Source organism: Variovorax sp. KBW07, from assembly GCF_003852515.1.
Lineage (GTDB): Bacteria > Pseudomonadota > Gammaproteobacteria > Burkholderiales > Burkholderiaceae_C > Variovorax.
Window position 1 is genome coordinate 77,485 of the sequence record NZ_QAJK01000076.1, and the last position, 16,773, is coordinate 94,257.

Here is a 16,773-nt window from a genome sequence, read left to right on the forward strand (position 1 = left end):
GAAGAAGAATTCACCATGTCGATCAACGCCATCGAATCCGTCCTGCAGCAGATGCGCGCCACCGCGCTCGCCACCGGCATCGCCCCCAGCTCCGGCGCGCCGGTCGAGGCCGGTGGTTTCGCGGCCGAGCTCAAGCGCTCGCTCGCCAACATCAGCGGCGCCCAGCAAAGCGCCTATGCGCAGGCCGAGTCGTTCGAGCTGGGCAAGCCCGGCGTCGCGCTGAACGACGTGATGGTCGACCTGCAGAAGGCCAACGTGGCTTTCCAGACCGGATTGCAGGTGCGCAACCGCCTGGTCACGGCCTACCAGGAAGTCATGAACATGCAGGCCTGACGCGGCAAGAGGGTGCCCTGGGCCGCCTGTGCAACTTTTTTGTACATGGCCCTAAAGGTTTGTGAGGGTCCGCCGATAACCAACTCAACGATGGCTTGAGTCTCTCAGTGGAAGCGGGTCCAGCGTTACGGCCGATGGCCGGAGTCACACAACCTTTGTTAATCAGGAGTCGAACATGGCGCAAGTCATCAACACGAACAGCCTCTCTCTTCTCACGCAGAACAACCTCAACAAGTCGCAGTCGGCGCTGAACAGCGCCATCGAGCGCCTGTCGTCGGGCATGCGTATCAACAGCGCCAAGGACGACGCTGCGGGCCAGGCCATCGCCAACCGCTTCACGGCCAACATCAAGGGCCTGACGCAAGCAACGCGCAACGCCAACGACGGCATCTCGATCGCTCAAACGACCGAAGGCGCGCTGACCGAAGTCAACAACAACCTGCAACGCATCCGTGAACTGTCGGTGCAAGCCGCCACGGGCACGAACTCGGCCACCGACCTGGACTCGATCCAGTCGGAAATCGGCCTGCGCCTGGACGAAATCAACCGCGTCTCGGAACAGACCCAGTTCAACGGCGTGAAGGTCCTGTCGGCCAACGCCGGCAAGCTGACCGTGCAAGTCGGCGCGAACGATGGCGAAACCATCGACATCGACCTGAAGGAAATCAGCGCCAAGACCCTCGGCCTGGACGGCTTCAACATCAACGGCAAGGGCGTTTCCGCCAACACCAAGGCCAACGTCAACGACCTGACCAAGGCTGGCGCGACCGGCACGGGCCCGTATGTCGTGACGACCAACCAGACCGCCGTGACCGCCGAACAGGCTGTTGGCGCCATGAAGGACGGCAACGTCGTGACCGTGGGTGCAGCCACCTACAAGTACGACGAAGCAGCCGGCAACTTCAAGACCGTGAAGACGGTGGCTTCGGCTGGCGTCGCTGCCTTCGCCGGCACCCTGGTGCCCCCGGCTGGCAAGACCGTGTCCGGTACGTACACCAACGGCGCAGGCGCTTCGACGAGCTTCGAACTCGCCAGCGACGGCTCGATCACGGTCGGCGGCCAGGCAGCCTACCTGTCGGGTGGCAACCTGACGACCAACAATGCAGGCGCGCCTCCGGCAGCCACCGCAGCGACCCTGTTCGCCGCCGGTGACGGTTCGGTTGCCGCTTCGAGCATCTCGATGGGTGGCAAGACGTACAACTTCGCAGCCGGCGCGGCTTCGGGCTTCAGCTACACCGACACGGCCACCAAGGACCAGGTCCTGACGGCAGTGGCCGGCGCCGCTGGCGTGACCGTGGGACTGGGTTCGGGCATCTACGCTTCGACCGTGACCTTCGGCGCTGCCGGTTCTTCTTCCACCGACACGTGGATGGACTCCGACGGCGAAATGACCAAGACCGGCGCCAGCTACACGACGTCGTACGCCGTGAACGCTGTCAACGGCGAAGTCACCGTGGCAGCCACCACCGGCACGGGCAAGTACGCAGCGGCCATCGGCGCTGTTGCATACGTCAACTCGGCCGGCAAGCTGACGACCGACACCACCAGCAAGGGCGCCAAGACGGTGGACCCGCTGGCAGCTCTCGACAAGGCCCTGGCCAAGGTCGACAGCCTGCGCGGCGCGCTGGGTGCGGTGCAGAACCGTTTCGACTCGGCCATCTCGAACCTGGGCACCACGGTGACCAACCTGTCGTCGTCGCGCTCGCGCATTCAAGACGCCGACTACGCAGTGGAAGTGTCGAACATGACGCGCGCCCAGATCCTGCAACAAGCAGGTACCTCGGTGCTGTCGCAAGCCAACCAGACCACGCAAGGCGTGCTGTCGCTCCTGCGTTGATCGACAAGGTCTAGCTAGAAGAAAAGGCAATGCCGGCTCCCTCCCGCAAGGGTGGGTGTCCGGCAGGCGCAGGCCCCCGGAAGCAAGCCGGGACCGCCTGCGCTGTCCTCTGCGGCCATGCCCCATGGCAAGGCCGCAAAGGACAGCGAAGCAACAAAAACAAGGTGGAAATGATGTCGAACCCCGTGCCAGCGATCCCCGCGAAGGACAGCCCTTGGACGCAGCTGCTCGTCGGCGGCGCCGCGGGCGTGCGCGGCCTGTCGACCACGGCGAAGGACGAAGCCCGGGAAGAGGCGACGCCGGTACAGGTCGAGCAGGCGGTGCGCCAGGTGAACAGCGCGCTCGAGCTGCGCGAGGTCGGCCTGCAGTTCGAGGTCGACAAGGACACCGACAAGCTCATCGTCAAGGTGATCGACCGCTCCACCGGCGAGGTCATCCGCCAGATCCCGAACGAGGAAGTCGTGCGCATCGCGAAGCTGATGAGCGACGGCAAGGGTCTGCTGGTGGACCACGCGGCCTGAGCCCGCACCCGATTCCCTATTTGCAGCAGCAAGCAAACCCCCTTCAGGAAAGCACTCACATGGCAACGATCAGCAGCCTCGGCGTCGGCTCCAACCTCAACCTCGCCGACTTGCTCAAGCAACTCCAGACCGCCGAGAGCCAGCCGCTGCTGGCGCTGCAGGAGCGCGCCAAGAGCTACACCAGCAAGCTCTCGGCCTACGGCTCGATCCAGAGCGCGCTCGGCGTGCTGCAGGCCTCCGCCAAGAAGCTGGGCGACCCGGCGCTGTTCCAGAGCGTGGTCGGCACGCCGACGGTCAGCGGCATCCTGTCCGCGTCCGCCACGGACGTCAGCGCGGCCGGCAACTACACCATCGACGTGAAGCAGCTGGCGCAGGCGCAGACCGTCATCAGCAACGGCCGTGCGGACACCAAGACCGCCGTCGGCAACGGCAAGATCACCATCGACTTCGGCGCGATCACGGGCGGAACGCTCAATGAAACGACCGGCCAGTACACCGGCGCCACGTTCACGCCGGATGCGACCCAGGTGCCCAAGCCGATCACCATCGACTCCAGCAACAACACGCTGGAAGGCATTCGCAACGCCATCAACAGCGCCAAGGCCGGCGTGACGGCCACCATCGTGAACGACGGAAGCGGCACGCCCAACCGGCTGGTGCTGACGTCTTCGCAGACCGGCGAGAAGTCGAGCATGCGGATCACGGTCGATGGCGATCCGGCGCTGCAGGGCCTGCTGGGCAACGACCCGGCCGGCGTGCAGAACCTGAAGCAGACCTCGGCGGCGCAGAACGCCAAGCTCATCGTGAACGGCATCGACGTCACCAGCGGCACCAACACCGTCAAGGAAGCCATCCAGGGCGCCACGCTCACGCTGGTGAGCACCGGCAAGACCGGCCTGTCGCTGAAGGAAAACACCGCCGGCGTGAAGACCGCCATCACCGATTTCGTGAAGGCCTACAACAGCCTGCAGAGCACCGCCAAGACGCTGACCGCGTACGACCCAAAGACCAAGACCGGCGCGGCACTGGTCGGCGACAACACGCTGCGCAACCTGCAGTCGCGCATCCGCCAGGCGCTGACCACGCCGCAGGCCGGCGGCGTGAACGACATGAAGGTGCTCACCGAGATCGGCGTGGGCTTCCAGAAGGACGGCACGCTGGCAATCGACAACGACAAGCTCGACAAGGCCCTGGCCAACAACCTGAAGGGCGTGGCCAACCTGTTCTCCAGCGGCCTGGGCAGCACGGCCGGCTACGGCAAGCAGCTGGACGCGATCGTGACCGACCTGAACAGCAATGCCCTGAAGGTGGCCAGCGACGGCGTGACGTCGACCATCAAGGAACTCGACGACCAGTACGACGCCGTGCAGATGCGCGTGGACGCCACGGTCGACCGCTACCGCAAGCAGTTCAACCAGCTCGACGTGCTGATCAACAGCATGAACAACACGAAGAACTACCTCACGCAGCAGTTCAATGCGATGACGGGCAGCAACAAGTAACACGCGGACCTGGAGCCACAGCCGATGTACACCTCCCACAACTTTCGCACCGGCGCCGGCGCGTATGCGCGCGTCGGCGTGGAAACCGGCGTGATGAGCGCATCGCCGCACCAGCTCATCGCCATGCTCTTCGATGGCGCCAAGACGGCCATCGGCATGGCCCGGCACCACATGGCGGCCGGCGAGATCGAAGCCAAGGGCAATGCGATCTCGCGGGCCATCGGCATCGTGGACAACGGCCTGAAGGCCGGTCTCGACGCCAAGGCGGCCGGCGACGCCGGCGCCGAACTCGTGGGCAACCTCACGGCGCTGTACGACTACATCGTGCAGCGGCTCTTTCGCGCCAACCTGCACAACGACGTGCAGGCGCTGGACGAAGCCGACCGGTTGCTCGAGAACATCGCTTCCGCCTGGCGGGAGATCGACGGCCGCCCGCGCGACTGACGCACGGCGGCCATCGCTATTGAAGACAGACAGGGAAAAAATGGTAGTCCGGAGTGAGATCGTTCAATGCTATGAGGAGCTTGCCTCCAGCATCTCCCTGATGCTGGTGCTGGCGCGCGCCAAGGAATGGGGACGGCTCCCTGGGCTCGAGGCCCAGTGCTCGGCCATCGTCGACAGGCTGAAGGTCATCGAGCCGCTGGAAAAGCTGGACGCGGCGCAGGTCGAGACCGTGCTGCGCCTGATCGATCGCGTGCGCGTGGAGCAGGCCGAGGTGTCGGGGCTGATCAAGCCGCAGATCGACGACCTCCTGGGCCGCATGGGGCACCTGAACCAGCAAAAGAATCTGGGCAAGGCCTACGGGTCGACGCACTGACTGCCTGACCGGATGCCGCGACCATGAGTGGACTTGCCGGATTGATCGATGCGCTGCTGGCCGCGAGGCTGACGCCGCGGCTCGACGTGCTGGGGATCAAGCCCGAAGCCACCATTGGCGCACCCGGGCCGGCGCTGGGCATCGGCAAGCTCGCCAACGACGTGCGGCTGCCTTCGAACGCGGCGCTCGACCGGCAACTGCCGGCCACGGTGTCAGGTGGCGGTGGCGCAGGCCAGCATGGCGCGGGCGCACCGGCTTCGGTGGCGACGCGCCTGTCGGTGGCGGCCCGCGTGATAGGCGCGGTGCTGGCCGACCTGCAGGCGGAGCCCGGCCCGGTGCGCGGTGCCGCGCCGCTGTGGCCTTCGCGGCAAGCCGCGAATGCGTCGGCAATGGCCGGCACGCTGGCGCAGGCGGTGTCCGACAGCGGCATGTTCTACGAGTCGCACCTGGCGGAGTTTGCGAGCGGCACGCGCACGCTGGCGCAGATGGCGCGCGAGCCGCAGGCACGCTGGTCGACGCCCGTTGCCGCGCAAGCCGCCGCAACGGCAGCGGCAACGGTGCCGCAGGCGACGGCGCTTGCGCTTGCACAGGCGCTCGGGTCGGCCGTGCTGCAAGACCCGGCGCAGCCGGGCAGCACGCAACAACAAGCGCCGGCTCTGGCGCAGGACGGCAATGCTTCGGGCCACGCGCCACGCGGTGCCAACGTGGGTGGGGCGCAGCAGGGCATGCCCGGCAACGCATCGGCGCAAGGTGGTGCAACGTCTTTCGCAAACACCGCGGTAAATGCGGCAAATGCGGCGCCGGCTTCTTCTTCCGATGCGGCGCGCGTGCAGGCGGCTTATCGCCAGCCCGACAACGCATCGACCGGCAGCGTGTCGGATTCGGCATCGGCGCACCGCGCGAGCGATGCTGCGCGGCAGGCGGACACCACGGCTGCCACGCCCGCATCGCGTGAAGTGATTCACCCGCAGGCCGTGACGCTCGTGCACCAGCAGCTCGACCTGCTCGCGAGCGCGGCCTTCCGCTGGAGCGGCCAGGCCTGGCCCGACGTGCCGATGTCGTGGTCCATCGAGGAAGAGCAGGACAAGTCCGATGAGCGCGGTGGTGCCCATGCCAACGCCGACGAAGACAGCCAGCGCCGTTGGTCGACCACCGTGTCGCTGGTGCTGCCGCGGCTCGGCGAAGTCGATCTGCGCCTGAGCCTCACCGGCCCGACGGTGCAGGCGCACCTGTCCGCGCGCGAAGCGACCACCATGGCCCGCATGCGTGGCGATGCCGGCCAGTTGGCCAAGCGCTTCGAAGCGGCCGGCCTTCAGCTGCAGCAGTTGCAGGTCACTGCCAAGGCGGCTGCATGAGTGACGACGCACTCGACAACCGGCACAGCGCGGTCGCGCTGTCTTATGCCGACAAGACCAAGGCGCCCGTGGTCGTGGCCAAGGGCTACGGCGTGGTGGCCGAATCGATCATGCGCGAGGCGCGCGAGAACGGGCTCTACGTGCATTCGTCGGCCGACCTCGTGAAGCTGCTGATGCAGGTCGACCTCGATCAGCAGATCCCGCCGCAGCTGTATCTGGCGGTCGCCGAACTGATGGCGTGGATCTACCGGCTGGAAGATAAAGCCGCGATATCGGCGCCCGCCGGCGACGGCCGCGCGGTGCATTAAATAACCTGAAGTCCTATGCAAAGTCATGAATCAATGGAATGTCGAATGAATTCGCATTGATCAGTTTGAAACACAGGCCCATAGTCTTTATCAATACGCTTTCTCGCACGAATAAATTCTCATATAAAAAGCTTATATGTAACAACTATTTCCGTGTTGTTGCCTCGCCCGATTTCTGCCGCCAGGCATACCCTCCAGAGGGGAGAAGTCGCCATAGTGTCAGATTCATCCTACGTTTTTTTCGTCCAGAGCCTTACAAAGTCTTCAAAATGTAAAACTTTGTGTATATAATGTATACACGATTGGTTGAAACGCGGAGTAGGCATGGAATCGCAAATGGAAGTGGACATGGAAAATTGCAATATCAATGCAAGCGGCGTGATTTCGAGAGAAATCGGCGAGATTAATCTGGCCTATATGCTGCTTGCTCAGAAGCTGGTGAAACAGGATCGGGCGGAAGCCATGTTCCGGTTGGGCGTGGGGCGCGAGCTCGCCGATTTGCTGGCGAACATGTCGCTCAGCCAGATCGTGAAGCTGGCTGCATCCAACTTCCTGCTGTGCAGCTTTCGCCTGGACGACCGGCCGATGTTTGCCGTGGTCGGCGAGGGCAAGGAGCCCGCGCTGCAGCAGGCGCACATGTCGATCCTCATGACCGCGCGGCAGGCCCAGGCCCAAGCCCAGATGCGCGAAGTCGGTGCGGCGGCTGCATGACTCGCAAAAGCGTCCTGGGCGAGATCCGGCAGGTACAGCTTGCCGTCGAACTGATCGGGCTGGGTGCCCGCCTGCAGTTCCTGGAGGCCGCGGTCAAGTTGAGCCGCGAACGCCTGATTCGCCTGTACAAGGAACTCAAGGGCGTTTCGCCGCCCAAGGGCCTGCTGCCGTTCTCTACCGACTGGTACATGACGTGGCTGGCCAACATCCACTCGTCGATGTTCTACAACATCTACCGCTTCATGCTCGATGAAGCCGACGAGAGCGAACTGCCCGCGCTCATCAAGGCCTACCGCCTCTATTCGGGGCAGGTCGAGTCGCAGGGCGGCGAGGTCGTGCTCGACTTCACGCGCGCCGAGACCATGGTGCGCTTCTTCGACAGCGACATGCTGCAGCTCAGCACCTGCAGCCGCTGCGGCGGGCACTTCGTGGCCCATGCGCACGACAACAAGAACGGTTATGTGTGCGTGCTCTGTCGTCCGCCCTCGCGCGCGGGCAAGGCGCGCAAGCCGAAGGTGGTGGAAGTGCGCCGGGGCGGCCTGGTCGCGGTGGCGCCGGTGCTCGACATCGGCGGCGCCGTCTAGGAAAGCGCCCCGCGCCGTGGCGCGGGGTTTTTGGTTTGACGCCTCAGGGCATAGGGGAAGCGCGTGCTGGTTCTGGTTGGATATCTCGTGGTGATCGGTGCGGTCTTTGGTGGCTACGGCCTCATGGGCGGGCACTTCGGCGTCCTGTTCCAGCCGGTGGAGTTGCTCATGATCGGTGGCTCCGCGCTCGGCGCTTTCATTGCCGGCAACAACGGCAAGACCATCAAGGCGACCATCAAGGAGCTGCCGCTGCTGCTGCGCTCCTCCAAGCACAACCGCCAGCTCTACATGGACCTGCTGGCGCTGCTGTACGAGCTGCTCGCCAAGGCCCGCAAGGAGGGCATGATGAAGCTGGAAAGCGACGTCGAGGACCCGGCCCAGAGCGAGATTTTCCAGCGCTACCCGAACATCATGGCGCACGAAGGCATCACCGTCTTCCTGTGCGACTACCTGCGCCTGGTCATCAGCGGCAACACCGACGCGCACGAGATCGAGGCCCTCATGGACCACGAGATCGAGACCATCCGCCACGAGGCCGCCGTGCCCGGCCACAGCCTCTCGCGCGTGGGCGACGCGCTGCCCGCGCTGGGCATCGTCGCGGCCGTGATGGGCGTGGTGCATGCGCTGGCTTCCGCCAACCTGCCGCCCTCGGAAATGGGCGCGCTGATTGCGCACGCCATGGTCGGCACCTTCCTGGGCGTGCTGCTGGCCTACGGCTTCGTCTCGCCACTTGCGTCGCTGGTGGAGCAGAAGGTCGAAGAGGGCATGAAGATCTACCAGTGCGCCAAGGTCACGCTGCTGGCCAGCCTGAATGGCTACGCGCCGCAACTGGCGGTGGAGTTCGGCCGCAAGGTGCTGTTCTCGACCGAGCGCCCGTCGTTCACCGAGCTGGACGACCACGTCCGGGAAGTCAAGGCGCGCTGATGCGCAGGCGCGAAGACCAGCGGACATGAGCGAATGAGCGAAGCGAAGCCCCGGATCATCATCAAGCACGTCCACAAGGCGGGCGGCGGCGCCCACCATGGGGGCGGCTGGAAGATTGCGTACGCCGACTTCATGACGGCCATGATGGCGTTCTTTCTCGTCATGTGGCTGCTGTCGATATCGAGCCCGAAGCAGCGCGAAGGCATTGCCGAGCACTTTCGCATGCCGCTGCGCGTGGCCATGGCCGGCGGCGACAAGAGCAGCCTGAGCACCAGCATGATCCAGGGCGGCGGCGCCGACGTGACGCACGTCGAAGGCGAGATCAAGCACACCGACGCCAGCGAGGACGAGGCCGATGCCAGCCGCCTGGCCGAGATGAAGAAGAAGCTCGACGAGCTGATCGAGAAGAGCCCTGTGTTCCAGCAGTTCCGCTCGCAGATATTGATCGACATCACGACCGAAGGCCTGCGCCTGCAGATCGTGGACAGCGACAACCGCCCGATGTTCGAGCTGGCCAGCGCCCGCGTGGTGCCGCACATGCGCGCCATATTGCGCGAGCTGGCGCCGGTGCTCAACGGCCTGCCGAACAAGATCACGCTGTCGGGCCACACCGACGCCATCGTCTACACCAACGACCGCTCGTACGGCAACTGGGAGCTGTCGGCCGACCGCGCCAATGCCTCGCGCCGCGAACTGGTGACCGGCGGCATGACCGAGGGCAAGGTGCTGCGCGTGATCGGCCTGGCCGACAGCATGCACCTGGACCGCGTGGAGCCGCGCAACCCCATCAACCGCCGCATCAGCATCATCCTGCTGAACCATCGCACGCAGGAGCGCATCGAGCGCGAGAACAGCAGCGACGGCGGCGTCACGCGCGTGGGCAAGCTGTCGCTGGCTCCTGGTGCGGGTGCGGCCGGTGCGGCTGGCGCGGCCGCTGCAGCCAGTCCAGCGAGTGTTCCCGCCGTTTCCGTTGCACCCGCCGCCCCGGCGGACAGCGCAAAGCCCGAGCCCGCCAGGGTTTCCACCGCGGCCGAATGACAACGACAACGACAACGACAACGCAGAACCAAGTGCCGGCACGCAAGTGACGGCCCGGAGCAAACAGATGGACCTCAGTCAATTCACCCAGGCTTTCTTCGTCGAAGCCATCGAGCTTCTCGCGGAGATGGAGCAGCTGCTGCTCGACCTCGACGTCGAGGCGCCCGACAGCGAACAGCTCAACGCCATCTTCCGCGCCGCGCACTCGATCAAGGGTGGCGCGGCGACGTTCGGTTTCACCGCCTTGACCAACACCACGCACGTGCTCGAAACACTCCTGGACAGGGCCCGCCACGGGCAGCTGCGCCTGAGCGGTTCGATGATCGATGCCTTTCTGGAAACGAAGGACGCCTTGCAAGAACAACTCACCGCCTACCAGGCCGGCAAGGAGCCGGACCCCGAGATGGTCGCCCACATCTGTGGCGTGCTCCAGCAACTCGCGCTCGAAAGCGCGGCCGACGGCGCTGCGGTTCCCGCGCCTGCGCCAGTGGTCGTGGCTGCACCCGCGCCGGTGGCCGCACCCGTTGCCGCCGCACCGGCAGCGGCCGGCGGTGGAGACGGCGTGCTGCGCATCCGCTTCGCGCGCCTGTCCGAAAGCGAATGCGATCTGCTGGCCGGCGAGCTGACCAACCTGGGCAAGGTCCTGTCGCGCTCGCGCGCCAACGACCAGTTCACCGTGATGCTCGAAACCACCTGCGATCCCGACGACATCGTGGCCGTCTGCTGCTTCGTCATCGACGAGTCGCAGATCGACATCACGCGTGAAGCCGCGGGAGCAGTCGAGGCTGCCGAAGCCGTTGCACCCGCTGCGGTGGTGGCGGTGGCCGCACCCGCACCCGAACCCGTGGTCGAAGCACCGAAGGTAGCGGCCGTGCAGGCTCCCGCGCAAGCGGCGACGGCAGCACCGGCTGCAGCAGCCGGCGCCAAGGAATCGAGCTCGATCCGCGTCGATGTCGAAAAGGTCGACCAGCTCATCAACCTCGTGGGCGAACTCGTCATCACGCAGTCGATGCTCACGCAGGCCGCGACCATGCTCGACCCGGTGGCCTACGAACGCTTCCTGAGCGGCCTGGGCCATCTGGAGCGCAACGCGCGCGACCTGCAGGAATCGGTGATGTCCATCCGCATGATGCCGATGGACTACGTGTTCAGCCGCTTCCCGCGCGTGATCCGCGACGTCAGCGCCAAGCTGGGCAAGCAGGTGCGCCTGGACACCTACGGCAAGGAAACCGAACTCGACAAGGGCCTGATCGAGCGCATCGTCGATCCGCTCACGCACCTGGTGCGCAACAGCCTCGACCACGGCATCGAGACGCCCGAAGTGCGCCTGGCCAAGGGCAAGGACGCCACCGGCCAGCTGCTGCTGTCGGCGCAGCACCACGGCGGCAACATCGTGATCGAGGTGAGCGACGACGGCGCCGGCCTGAACCGCGAGCGCATCCTCGCCAAGGCCCTGCAGCAAGGCATGGCCGTGAGCGAAACCATGCCCGACGAAGAGGTGTGGCAACTGATCTTTGCGCCGGGCTTCTCGACCGCGGAGCAGGTCACCGACATTTCCGGGCGCGGCGTGGGCATGGACGTGGTCAAGCGCAACATCCAGGAGATGGGTGGCCATGTGGAAATTCATTCGCGCGGCGGGCAGGGCACCACCACGCGCATCGTGCTGCCGCTGACGCTGGCCATCCTGAACGGCATGTCGGTCAAGGTGGGCGACGAGGCCTACATCCTGCCGCTGAGCTACGTCATCGAGTCGCTCCAGCCGCTGCCGGAGCACCTGCATTCGATCACCGCCGACGGCCATGTGATCCGCGTGCGCGGCGAGTACCTGCCGCTGATCGAGCTGCACCGCGTGTTCGACGTGGCCGGTGCGCAGACGCATCCTACGCAGGGCATCCTGGTGATCGTGCAGGCCGACGACAGCCGCTTCGCGCTGCTGGTCGACGAGCTGCTCGGCCAGCACCAGGTGGTGGTGAAGAACCTCGAGACCAACTACCGCAAGGTGCCGGGCATCTCGGCCGCGACCATCCTGGGCGACGGCAGCGTGGCCTTCATCATCGACGTGGGCGCGATGCCCCGCATTCAGCGCGCGCAGGCCGCAAGTTCGGTGGCACTTGCCGGTGCCGCGCGGAGGACGGACACCGTCGCGCTGTGAGCAGCCCGAGGGAGACCGCCGAATGAGGTTCGATTTCTTCCGTCGCGCCGGGTCCTCGGATGCCGGGGCCGGTGAGGGGCCGGGGGCCGACGCCGCTTCGCGTGCGGCCGCCGATGCGGGTTCCAACGGCCACCTGGCCTACGACATGCTGCTGGACGCGCAACGCCGCGTCATCGGCTACCGCATGGCATGGCGCGCGGCGGGCGAGGCGCCCAGTGCCCACGCGGGCGCCGGCGTCAAGGCGCTCATGGACACGCTGGCGGCACACCTGAGCCCCGAGGGCACGGGCTGGCTGCTCGGCGCGCAGGTGGTGTTCGTCGACGTGACGGTCGACGCGCTGTTCCAGAGCGAGCTGCAGTCGCTGCCGCCGCAGAACGTGGTGCTGTGCATGGGCGCCGACGAACTGATGGACGCGGACATGCGCTCCATCCTGCTGTTCCTGCGCGAGCAGGGCTTCGGCTTCATGCTGTGCGGTGCACGCACCCTGCCGGACGACACCGAGCTGCGCGCCATCATCACGCACGTCGAGGTGGCCGCGAGCGATGCCGCCATCGTGGCGCGGCTGGCCAACGAAACGCAGCTGGGCCACCCGGCGGTCGAGCTGATCGCGCCGCGCGTGGAAAACTGGACGCAGTTCGACATCTGCGCCTCGCGCCGCGTGAATGTGTTCGTCGACGGTGCGTTCCGCAATCCGCCGGTGAAGGAAGCCGAGGACGCGCTGCAGCCCGAGTCGCTGCTGATCGTGAAGCTCATGCAGATGATCCAGCGCAACGAAGACGTGCGCGCCATCGAGAGCGCCCTGAAGCACGATGCCGCGCTGACCTACCGGCTGCTGCGCTACATCAACTCGCCCTCGGTCGGCATGGCGGTGGAGATTCATTCGCTGCGCCACGCGGTGGCCATGCTGGGCTACTCGCCGCTGTACCGGTGGCTGTCGCTGTTGCTGGCCACCAGCAACAAGGCCAGCTCGCCCTTCATGATGAAGAAGGCCATTCTGCGCGGGCGTTTCGTCGAGCTGATGGGGCAGGGCATGCTGCCGCCCAGCGAAGCCGACAACCTGTTCGTGGCGGGCATGTTCTCGTTGCTCGACCAGTTGCTGGGCGTGTCGATGGAAGGCGTGCTGCGCAAGGTGCAGCTCACCGAGTCGGTGCAGCAGGCCATTCTGTCGCGCACCGGCCTCTATGGCCCTTTCGTCGCGCTGGCCGAAAGCTGCGAGATGGACGACGGCCGCGCGCCGCGCCTGTCGGAAGCGCTGTTCCTGAGTGCATCGCAGGTGAATGCCGCGCAACTGGCGGCGCTCGTGTGGTCGCTGGACGCCGGCCCCGCCGCTGCCGGTCCGCCCGCATGACCCCTGAAGTGCAGGGCTTTTGCGCGTCTGATCGGTCCATTGGAAATGGCGTCCGCTATGTACATTGAAAGCCATGCTTCCAGGCTGGCTGTGACTACCGAGTTCCTCTTTACCGACCACGACTTTTCCAGAATCCGGACCCTCATTCATCGCCGCGCCGGCATCGCCTTGGGCGAGCAGAAGCGGCAGATGGTGTACAGCCGGCTGTCGCGTCGCCTGCGGGAGCTTGCGCTCCCGGAGTTCGCGACCTATCTGGATCTGCTTGAAACCAGCAACGACGGCGAGGAGTGGCAGTTGTTCATCAACTCGCTCACCACCAACCTGACGTCGTTCTTTCGCGAGGCCCATCACTTTCCCGCGCTGGCCGAGCTGGTGCGCAAGATGCCGCAGCCCATTACCGTGTGGTGCGCGGCGGCCTCGACGGGGGAAGAGCCCTATTCGATCGCCATCACGCTGATGGAGGCGCTGGGCGACCGCGCGGGCTCGGCCCGCGTGATCGCCACCGACATCGACACCGCCGTGCTGGCCAAGGCCGCGACCGGCGTGTTCACCGCCGAGCAGGTGGCGCGCCTGTCGCCCGAGCGGCTGCGGCGCTTCTTCAACAAGGGCACGGGCGCCAACGCCGGCAAGGTGCGGGTGCGCCCCGAGGTGGCCGCGCTGGTCAAGTTCTCGCGGCTCAACCTGCTCGACACCTCGTGGTCGGTGAAGGAGCCCGTCGACGCGATCTTCTGCCGCAACGTGATGATCTACTTCGACAAGCCGACGCAGAAGAAGGTGCTCGACCGCTTCGCGCCGCTGCTCAAGCCCGGCGGACGGCTGTTCGCGGGGCATTCGGAGAACGCATCGCTGGTCAACCAGGCCTTCAAGTCGCTCGGCCAGACGGTGTACGAGCTGTCGCGCACGCGCGCACCGGGTGTGCCATGAGCGCGGCGAACGCGAACGCAAACGCGGCGGCCGTGCCGGGCTCGGTGGCAAGCCACCACTATTTCGACCGCGACGTCGGCCTCATGGCCGTCAAGCTGCTGCCCTCCGAGTACTACGTGACCGCGGGCGACACGGTGCTGAGCACGGTGCTCGGCTCTTGCGTGGCCGCCTGCCTGCACGACATGGACGCCGGTGTCGCCGGCATGAACCATTTCATGCTGCCCGACGACGGCGACGCCGATGCCGGCAAGCGCGATGCGGCCGAGTCGATGCGCTACGGCGCCTACGCCATGGACGTGCTGATCCGCGAACTGGTACGCGCGGGCGCGCGCCGCGACCGGCTGCGCGCCAAGGTGTTCGGTGGCGGCGCGGTGCTGGCCAACATGACCACGCTCAACATCGGCGACCGCAATGCCGACTTCGTGCTGCGCTACCTGCGCGCCGAGCGCATCGAGATCGCGGCGCAAGACCTGCGCGGACCGCATGCGCGCCGCGTGTGCTTCCTGCCGGCCACCGGCAAGGCCATCGTGCGCAAGCTGCGCGCGCAGACCGAGGTGCAGTCGATCCAGCGCGAAGAGGGCGAGCTGCTGCGCAGGCTGTCGGGCCAGCGCGTGCCGCCGTTGCCCGACATGGAGCGGGCGACAGCGACAACGATGACGACGACAACAACAAGCAATGCTGCCGCGGCCCGCGTCGCGCCGGTGGCAGGAACCAAAGGAAGCCGGTGAGCGTAAAGAAAATCAAGGTGCTCTGTGTCGACGATTCGGCACTGATCCGCAGCGTGATGACCGAGATCATCAACAGCCAGGCCGACATGACCGTGGTCGGCACCGCCGCCGACCCGCTGGTGGCGCGCGACCTCATCAAGGTCACCAACCCCGACGTGCTGACGCTGGACGTCGAAATGCCGCGCATGGACGGGCTGGAGTTTCTTGAAAAACTCATGCGGCTGCGGCCGATGCCCGTGGTCATGGTGTCTTCATTGACCGAGCGCGGCTCGGAGATCGCGCTGCGCGCGCTCGAGCTGGGCGCCATCGACTTCGTGACCAAGCCGCGCCTGGGCGTGCGCGACGGCCTGCTCAACTACACCGAGCTGATCGCCGGCAAGATCCGTACGGCGGCCGGCGCGCGCCTGCTGCCCAGCCGCCATGCCGCATCGGCCCGGCCGGCTTCCGATGTGCCGCAGGAATCGCTGCTGCGCAGCCCGCTGCTGAGTACCGAGAAGCTGATCATCATCGGCGCTTCCACCGGTGGCACCGAAGCCATCCGCGAAGTGCTGCAACCGCTGCCGCCCGATTCGCCCGCGGTGCTGATCGCGCAGCACATGCCCGCCGGCTTCACGCGTTCGTTCGCGCAGCGGCTGGACGGCCTGTGCCGCATCAACGTCAAGGAAGCCGAGCACGGCGAGCGGGTGCTGCCGGGCCATGCGTACATCGCGCCGGGTGGCTTTCATTTGTCGCTGGGCCGCAGCGGCGCCAACTACGTGGCGCACCTGGACCAGGAGCCGCCCGTCAACCGCCACCGTCCGTCGATCGACGTGCTGTTCGATTCGGCGGCCAAGCATGCCGGCAAGAACGCGATCGGGATCATCCTGACGGGCATGGGCAAGGACGGCGCCGAGGGCCTGTTGCGCATGAAGCGGGCGGGCGCTCACACGCTGGCGCAGGACGAGGCCAGCTGCGTGGTCTTCGGCATGCCGCGCGAAGCCATTGCGCTGGGCGCGGTGGACGATGTGTCCCCCTTGAGTGAAGTCAGTCGCCGGGTTCTGGCGCACCTTCGCACGTTCGGTGAACGTACGAACCGAGTTTGAAAAACGACCTGTTGGAGTTGGAAATATCGTGATCGACAAGAGCATCAAAATCCTGGTTGTGGACGACTTCCCGACCATGCGCCGCATCGTGCGCAACCTGCTGAAGGAGCTGGAGTTCCTGAACGTGGACGAGGCGGAAGACGGCGCCGCGGGCATCGAGAAGCTGCGCGGCGGCAACTTCGGTTTCGTGGTGTCGGACTGGAACATGCCGAACATGGACGGCCTGACGATGCTGCAGACCATTCGCGCGGACCCGGAGCTGAAGAAGTTGCCGGTGCTGATGGTGACGGCCGAGGCGAAGAAGGAAAACATCGTGGCAGCGGCGCAGGCCGGTGCGAACGGCTACGTGGTAAAGCCTTTCACGGCAGCGACGCTCGAAGAGAAGATCACGAAGATCTTCGAGAAGCTGGCCAAGGAAGCGGGCTGAGATGACGTCCCGCGTTTCTGTTCGTCGCGTTCTGCGTGACGTGCCGAGGCGCGGGATTGGCGCTGCTGTTCGTGCGTTCGTTGTGCGTGCACAGGACACCGGGTACTTCCCTCCGCGAATGTCCCCCGCTTCGCTCCTCCTTTATTTCGCTGCGGGAAGCACCCGATGCCCTGCGCACCTGG

Annotated in this window: 18 protein-coding genes; all 18 read left to right on the forward strand. The window is 65.9% G+C overall.

Going from position 1 to position 16,773, the window contains the following annotated elements; genetic code table 11:
• Positions 1–15 precede the first annotated feature (15 nt).
• Positions 16–333 (forward strand): flagellar hook-basal body complex protein FliE, encoded by a 318-nt coding sequence (fliE, locus tag DBV14_RS16955; protein WP_124460324.1) that lies wholly within the window; start codon positions 16–18, stop codon positions 331–333.
• Positions 334–508: 175 nt separating this feature from the next.
• Positions 509–2,170: a FliC/FljB family flagellin gene (locus tag DBV14_RS16960; protein ID WP_124460325.1), complete on the forward strand. Its 1,662-nt coding sequence runs from the start codon at positions 509–511 to the stop codon at positions 2,168–2,170.
• 170 nt (positions 2,171–2,340) lie between these two features.
• The gene (locus DBV14_RS16965; RefSeq protein ID WP_221621893.1) at positions 2,341–2,691 is read left to right on the forward strand and encodes a flagellar protein FlaG; all 351 of its coding nucleotides are present in this window, start codon (positions 2,341–2,343) and stop codon (positions 2,689–2,691) included.
• 59 nt (positions 2,692–2,750) lie between these two features.
• Entirely contained in the window at positions 2,751–4,193 is a 1,443-nt protein-coding gene (gene fliD / locus DBV14_RS16970) for a flagellar filament capping protein FliD (protein WP_124460326.1), read from the forward strand.
• Between the two features lie 24 nt (positions 4,194–4,217).
• Positions 4,218–4,637 carry a flagellar export chaperone FliS gene (gene fliS, locus DBV14_RS16975; protein WP_124460327.1) on the forward strand — a complete coding sequence of 140 codons (420 nt, stop codon included), beginning with the start codon at positions 4,218–4,220 and terminating at the stop codon, positions 4,635–4,637.
• 40 nt (positions 4,638–4,677) lie between these two features.
• Entirely contained in the window at positions 4,678–5,010 is a 333-nt protein-coding gene (locus DBV14_RS16980; RefSeq protein WP_260397089.1) for a flagellar protein FliT, read from the forward strand.
• A gap of 23 nt (positions 5,011–5,033) precedes the next feature.
• Entirely contained in the window at positions 5,034–6,365 is a 1,332-nt protein-coding gene (locus DBV14_RS16985) for a flagellar hook-length control protein FliK (RefSeq protein ID WP_124460328.1), read from the forward strand.
• A complete protein-coding gene (locus DBV14_RS16990; protein ID WP_124460329.1) occupies positions 6,362–6,673 on the forward strand; it encodes an EscU/YscU/HrcU family type III secretion system export apparatus switch protein in 312 nt (103 codons plus the stop codon). Before DBV14_RS16985 ends, DBV14_RS16990 begins: the two co-directional genes overlap by 4 nt.
• A gap of 324 nt (positions 6,674–6,997) precedes the next feature.
• A complete protein-coding gene (flhD, locus tag DBV14_RS16995; protein WP_260397090.1) occupies positions 6,998–7,384 on the forward strand; it encodes a flagellar transcriptional regulator FlhD in 387 nt (128 codons plus the stop codon).
• Entirely contained in the window at positions 7,381–7,968 is a 588-nt protein-coding gene (gene flhC, locus DBV14_RS17000) for a flagellar transcriptional regulator FlhC (RefSeq protein WP_124460330.1), read from the forward strand. Before flhD ends, flhC begins: the two co-directional genes overlap by 4 nt.
• Positions 7,969–8,031: 63 nt before the next feature.
• Entirely contained in the window at positions 8,032–8,892 is an 861-nt protein-coding gene (gene motA / locus DBV14_RS17005) for a flagellar motor stator protein MotA (RefSeq protein ID WP_124460331.1), read from the forward strand.
• Between the two features lie 33 nt (positions 8,893–8,925).
• Positions 8,926–9,930 (forward strand): flagellar motor protein MotB, encoded by a 1,005-nt coding sequence (motB, locus tag DBV14_RS17010; protein ID WP_124460332.1) that lies wholly within the window; start codon positions 8,926–8,928, stop codon positions 9,928–9,930.
• 67 nt (positions 9,931–9,997) lie between these two features.
• On the forward strand, positions 9,998–12,082 hold the full coding sequence (gene cheA, locus DBV14_RS17015; RefSeq protein WP_124460333.1) for a chemotaxis protein CheA: 2,085 nt from the start codon (positions 9,998–10,000) through the stop codon (positions 12,080–12,082).
• Positions 12,083–12,104: 22 nt separating this feature from the next.
• Positions 12,105–13,430, forward strand: a complete 1,326-nt coding sequence (locus DBV14_RS17020) for an EAL and HDOD domain-containing protein (protein ID WP_124460334.1) — start codon at positions 12,105–12,107, stop codon at positions 13,428–13,430.
• Positions 13,431–13,520: 90 nt separating this feature from the next.
• Positions 13,521–14,354 (forward strand): CheR family methyltransferase, encoded by an 834-nt coding sequence (locus tag DBV14_RS17025; RefSeq protein WP_124460335.1) that lies wholly within the window; start codon positions 13,521–13,523, stop codon positions 14,352–14,354.
• Positions 14,351–15,082, forward strand: a complete 732-nt coding sequence (gene cheD, locus DBV14_RS17030; protein WP_124460336.1) for a chemoreceptor glutamine deamidase CheD — start codon at positions 14,351–14,353, stop codon at positions 15,080–15,082. Before DBV14_RS17025 ends, cheD begins: the two co-directional genes overlap by 4 nt.
• Entirely contained in the window at positions 15,079–16,164 is a 1,086-nt protein-coding gene (locus DBV14_RS17035; protein WP_124460337.1) for a chemotaxis response regulator protein-glutamate methylesterase, read from the forward strand. Before cheD ends, DBV14_RS17035 begins: the two co-directional genes overlap by 4 nt.
• Before the next feature lie 31 nt (positions 16,165–16,195).
• Entirely contained in the window at positions 16,196–16,591 is a 396-nt protein-coding gene (gene cheY, locus DBV14_RS17040; protein ID WP_185546042.1) for a chemotaxis response regulator CheY, read from the forward strand.
• Positions 16,592–16,773 lie beyond the last annotated feature (182 nt).

What these genes read in the sequence shown, in the direction of transcription:
- DBV14_RS16965 (WP_221621893.1), top strand. Translation starts at nt 2,341, where the DNA reads ATGATGTCGAACCCCGTGCCAGCGATCCCCGCGAAGGACAGCCCTTGG.
- DBV14_RS16980 (WP_260397089.1), top strand. Translation starts at nt 4,678, where the DNA reads ATGGTAGTCCGGAGTGAGATCGTTCAATGCTATGAGGAGCTTGCCTCC.
- flhD (WP_260397090.1), top strand. Translation starts at nt 6,998, where the DNA reads ATGGAATCGCAAATGGAAGTGGACATGGAAAATTGCAATATCAATGCA.
- motB (WP_124460332.1), top strand. Translation starts at nt 8,926, where the DNA reads ATGAGCGAAGCGAAGCCCCGGATCATCATCAAGCACGTCCACAAGGCG.
- DBV14_RS17020 (WP_124460334.1), top strand. Translation starts at nt 12,105, where the DNA reads ATGAGGTTCGATTTCTTCCGTCGCGCCGGGTCCTCGGATGCCGGGGCC.
- fliD (WP_124460326.1), top strand. Translation starts at nt 2,751, where the DNA reads ATGGCAACGATCAGCAGCCTCGGCGTCGGCTCCAACCTCAACCTCGCC.
- DBV14_RS16985 (WP_124460328.1), top strand. Translation starts at nt 5,034, where the DNA reads ATGAGTGGACTTGCCGGATTGATCGATGCGCTGCTGGCCGCGAGGCTG.
- DBV14_RS16960 (WP_124460325.1), top strand. Translation starts at nt 509, where the DNA reads ATGGCGCAAGTCATCAACACGAACAGCCTCTCTCTTCTCACGCAGAAC.
- cheA (WP_124460333.1), top strand. Translation starts at nt 9,998, where the DNA reads ATGGACCTCAGTCAATTCACCCAGGCTTTCTTCGTCGAAGCCATCGAG.
- DBV14_RS16990 (WP_124460329.1), top strand. Translation starts at nt 6,362, where the DNA reads ATGAGTGACGACGCACTCGACAACCGGCACAGCGCGGTCGCGCTGTCT.
- fliE (WP_124460324.1), top strand. Translation starts at nt 16, where the DNA reads ATGTCGATCAACGCCATCGAATCCGTCCTGCAGCAGATGCGCGCCACC.
- flhC (WP_124460330.1), top strand. Translation starts at nt 7,381, where the DNA reads ATGACTCGCAAAAGCGTCCTGGGCGAGATCCGGCAGGTACAGCTTGCC.
- fliS (WP_124460327.1), top strand. Translation starts at nt 4,218, where the DNA reads ATGTACACCTCCCACAACTTTCGCACCGGCGCCGGCGCGTATGCGCGC.
- cheD (WP_124460336.1), top strand. Translation starts at nt 14,351, where the DNA reads ATGAGCGCGGCGAACGCGAACGCAAACGCGGCGGCCGTGCCGGGCTCG.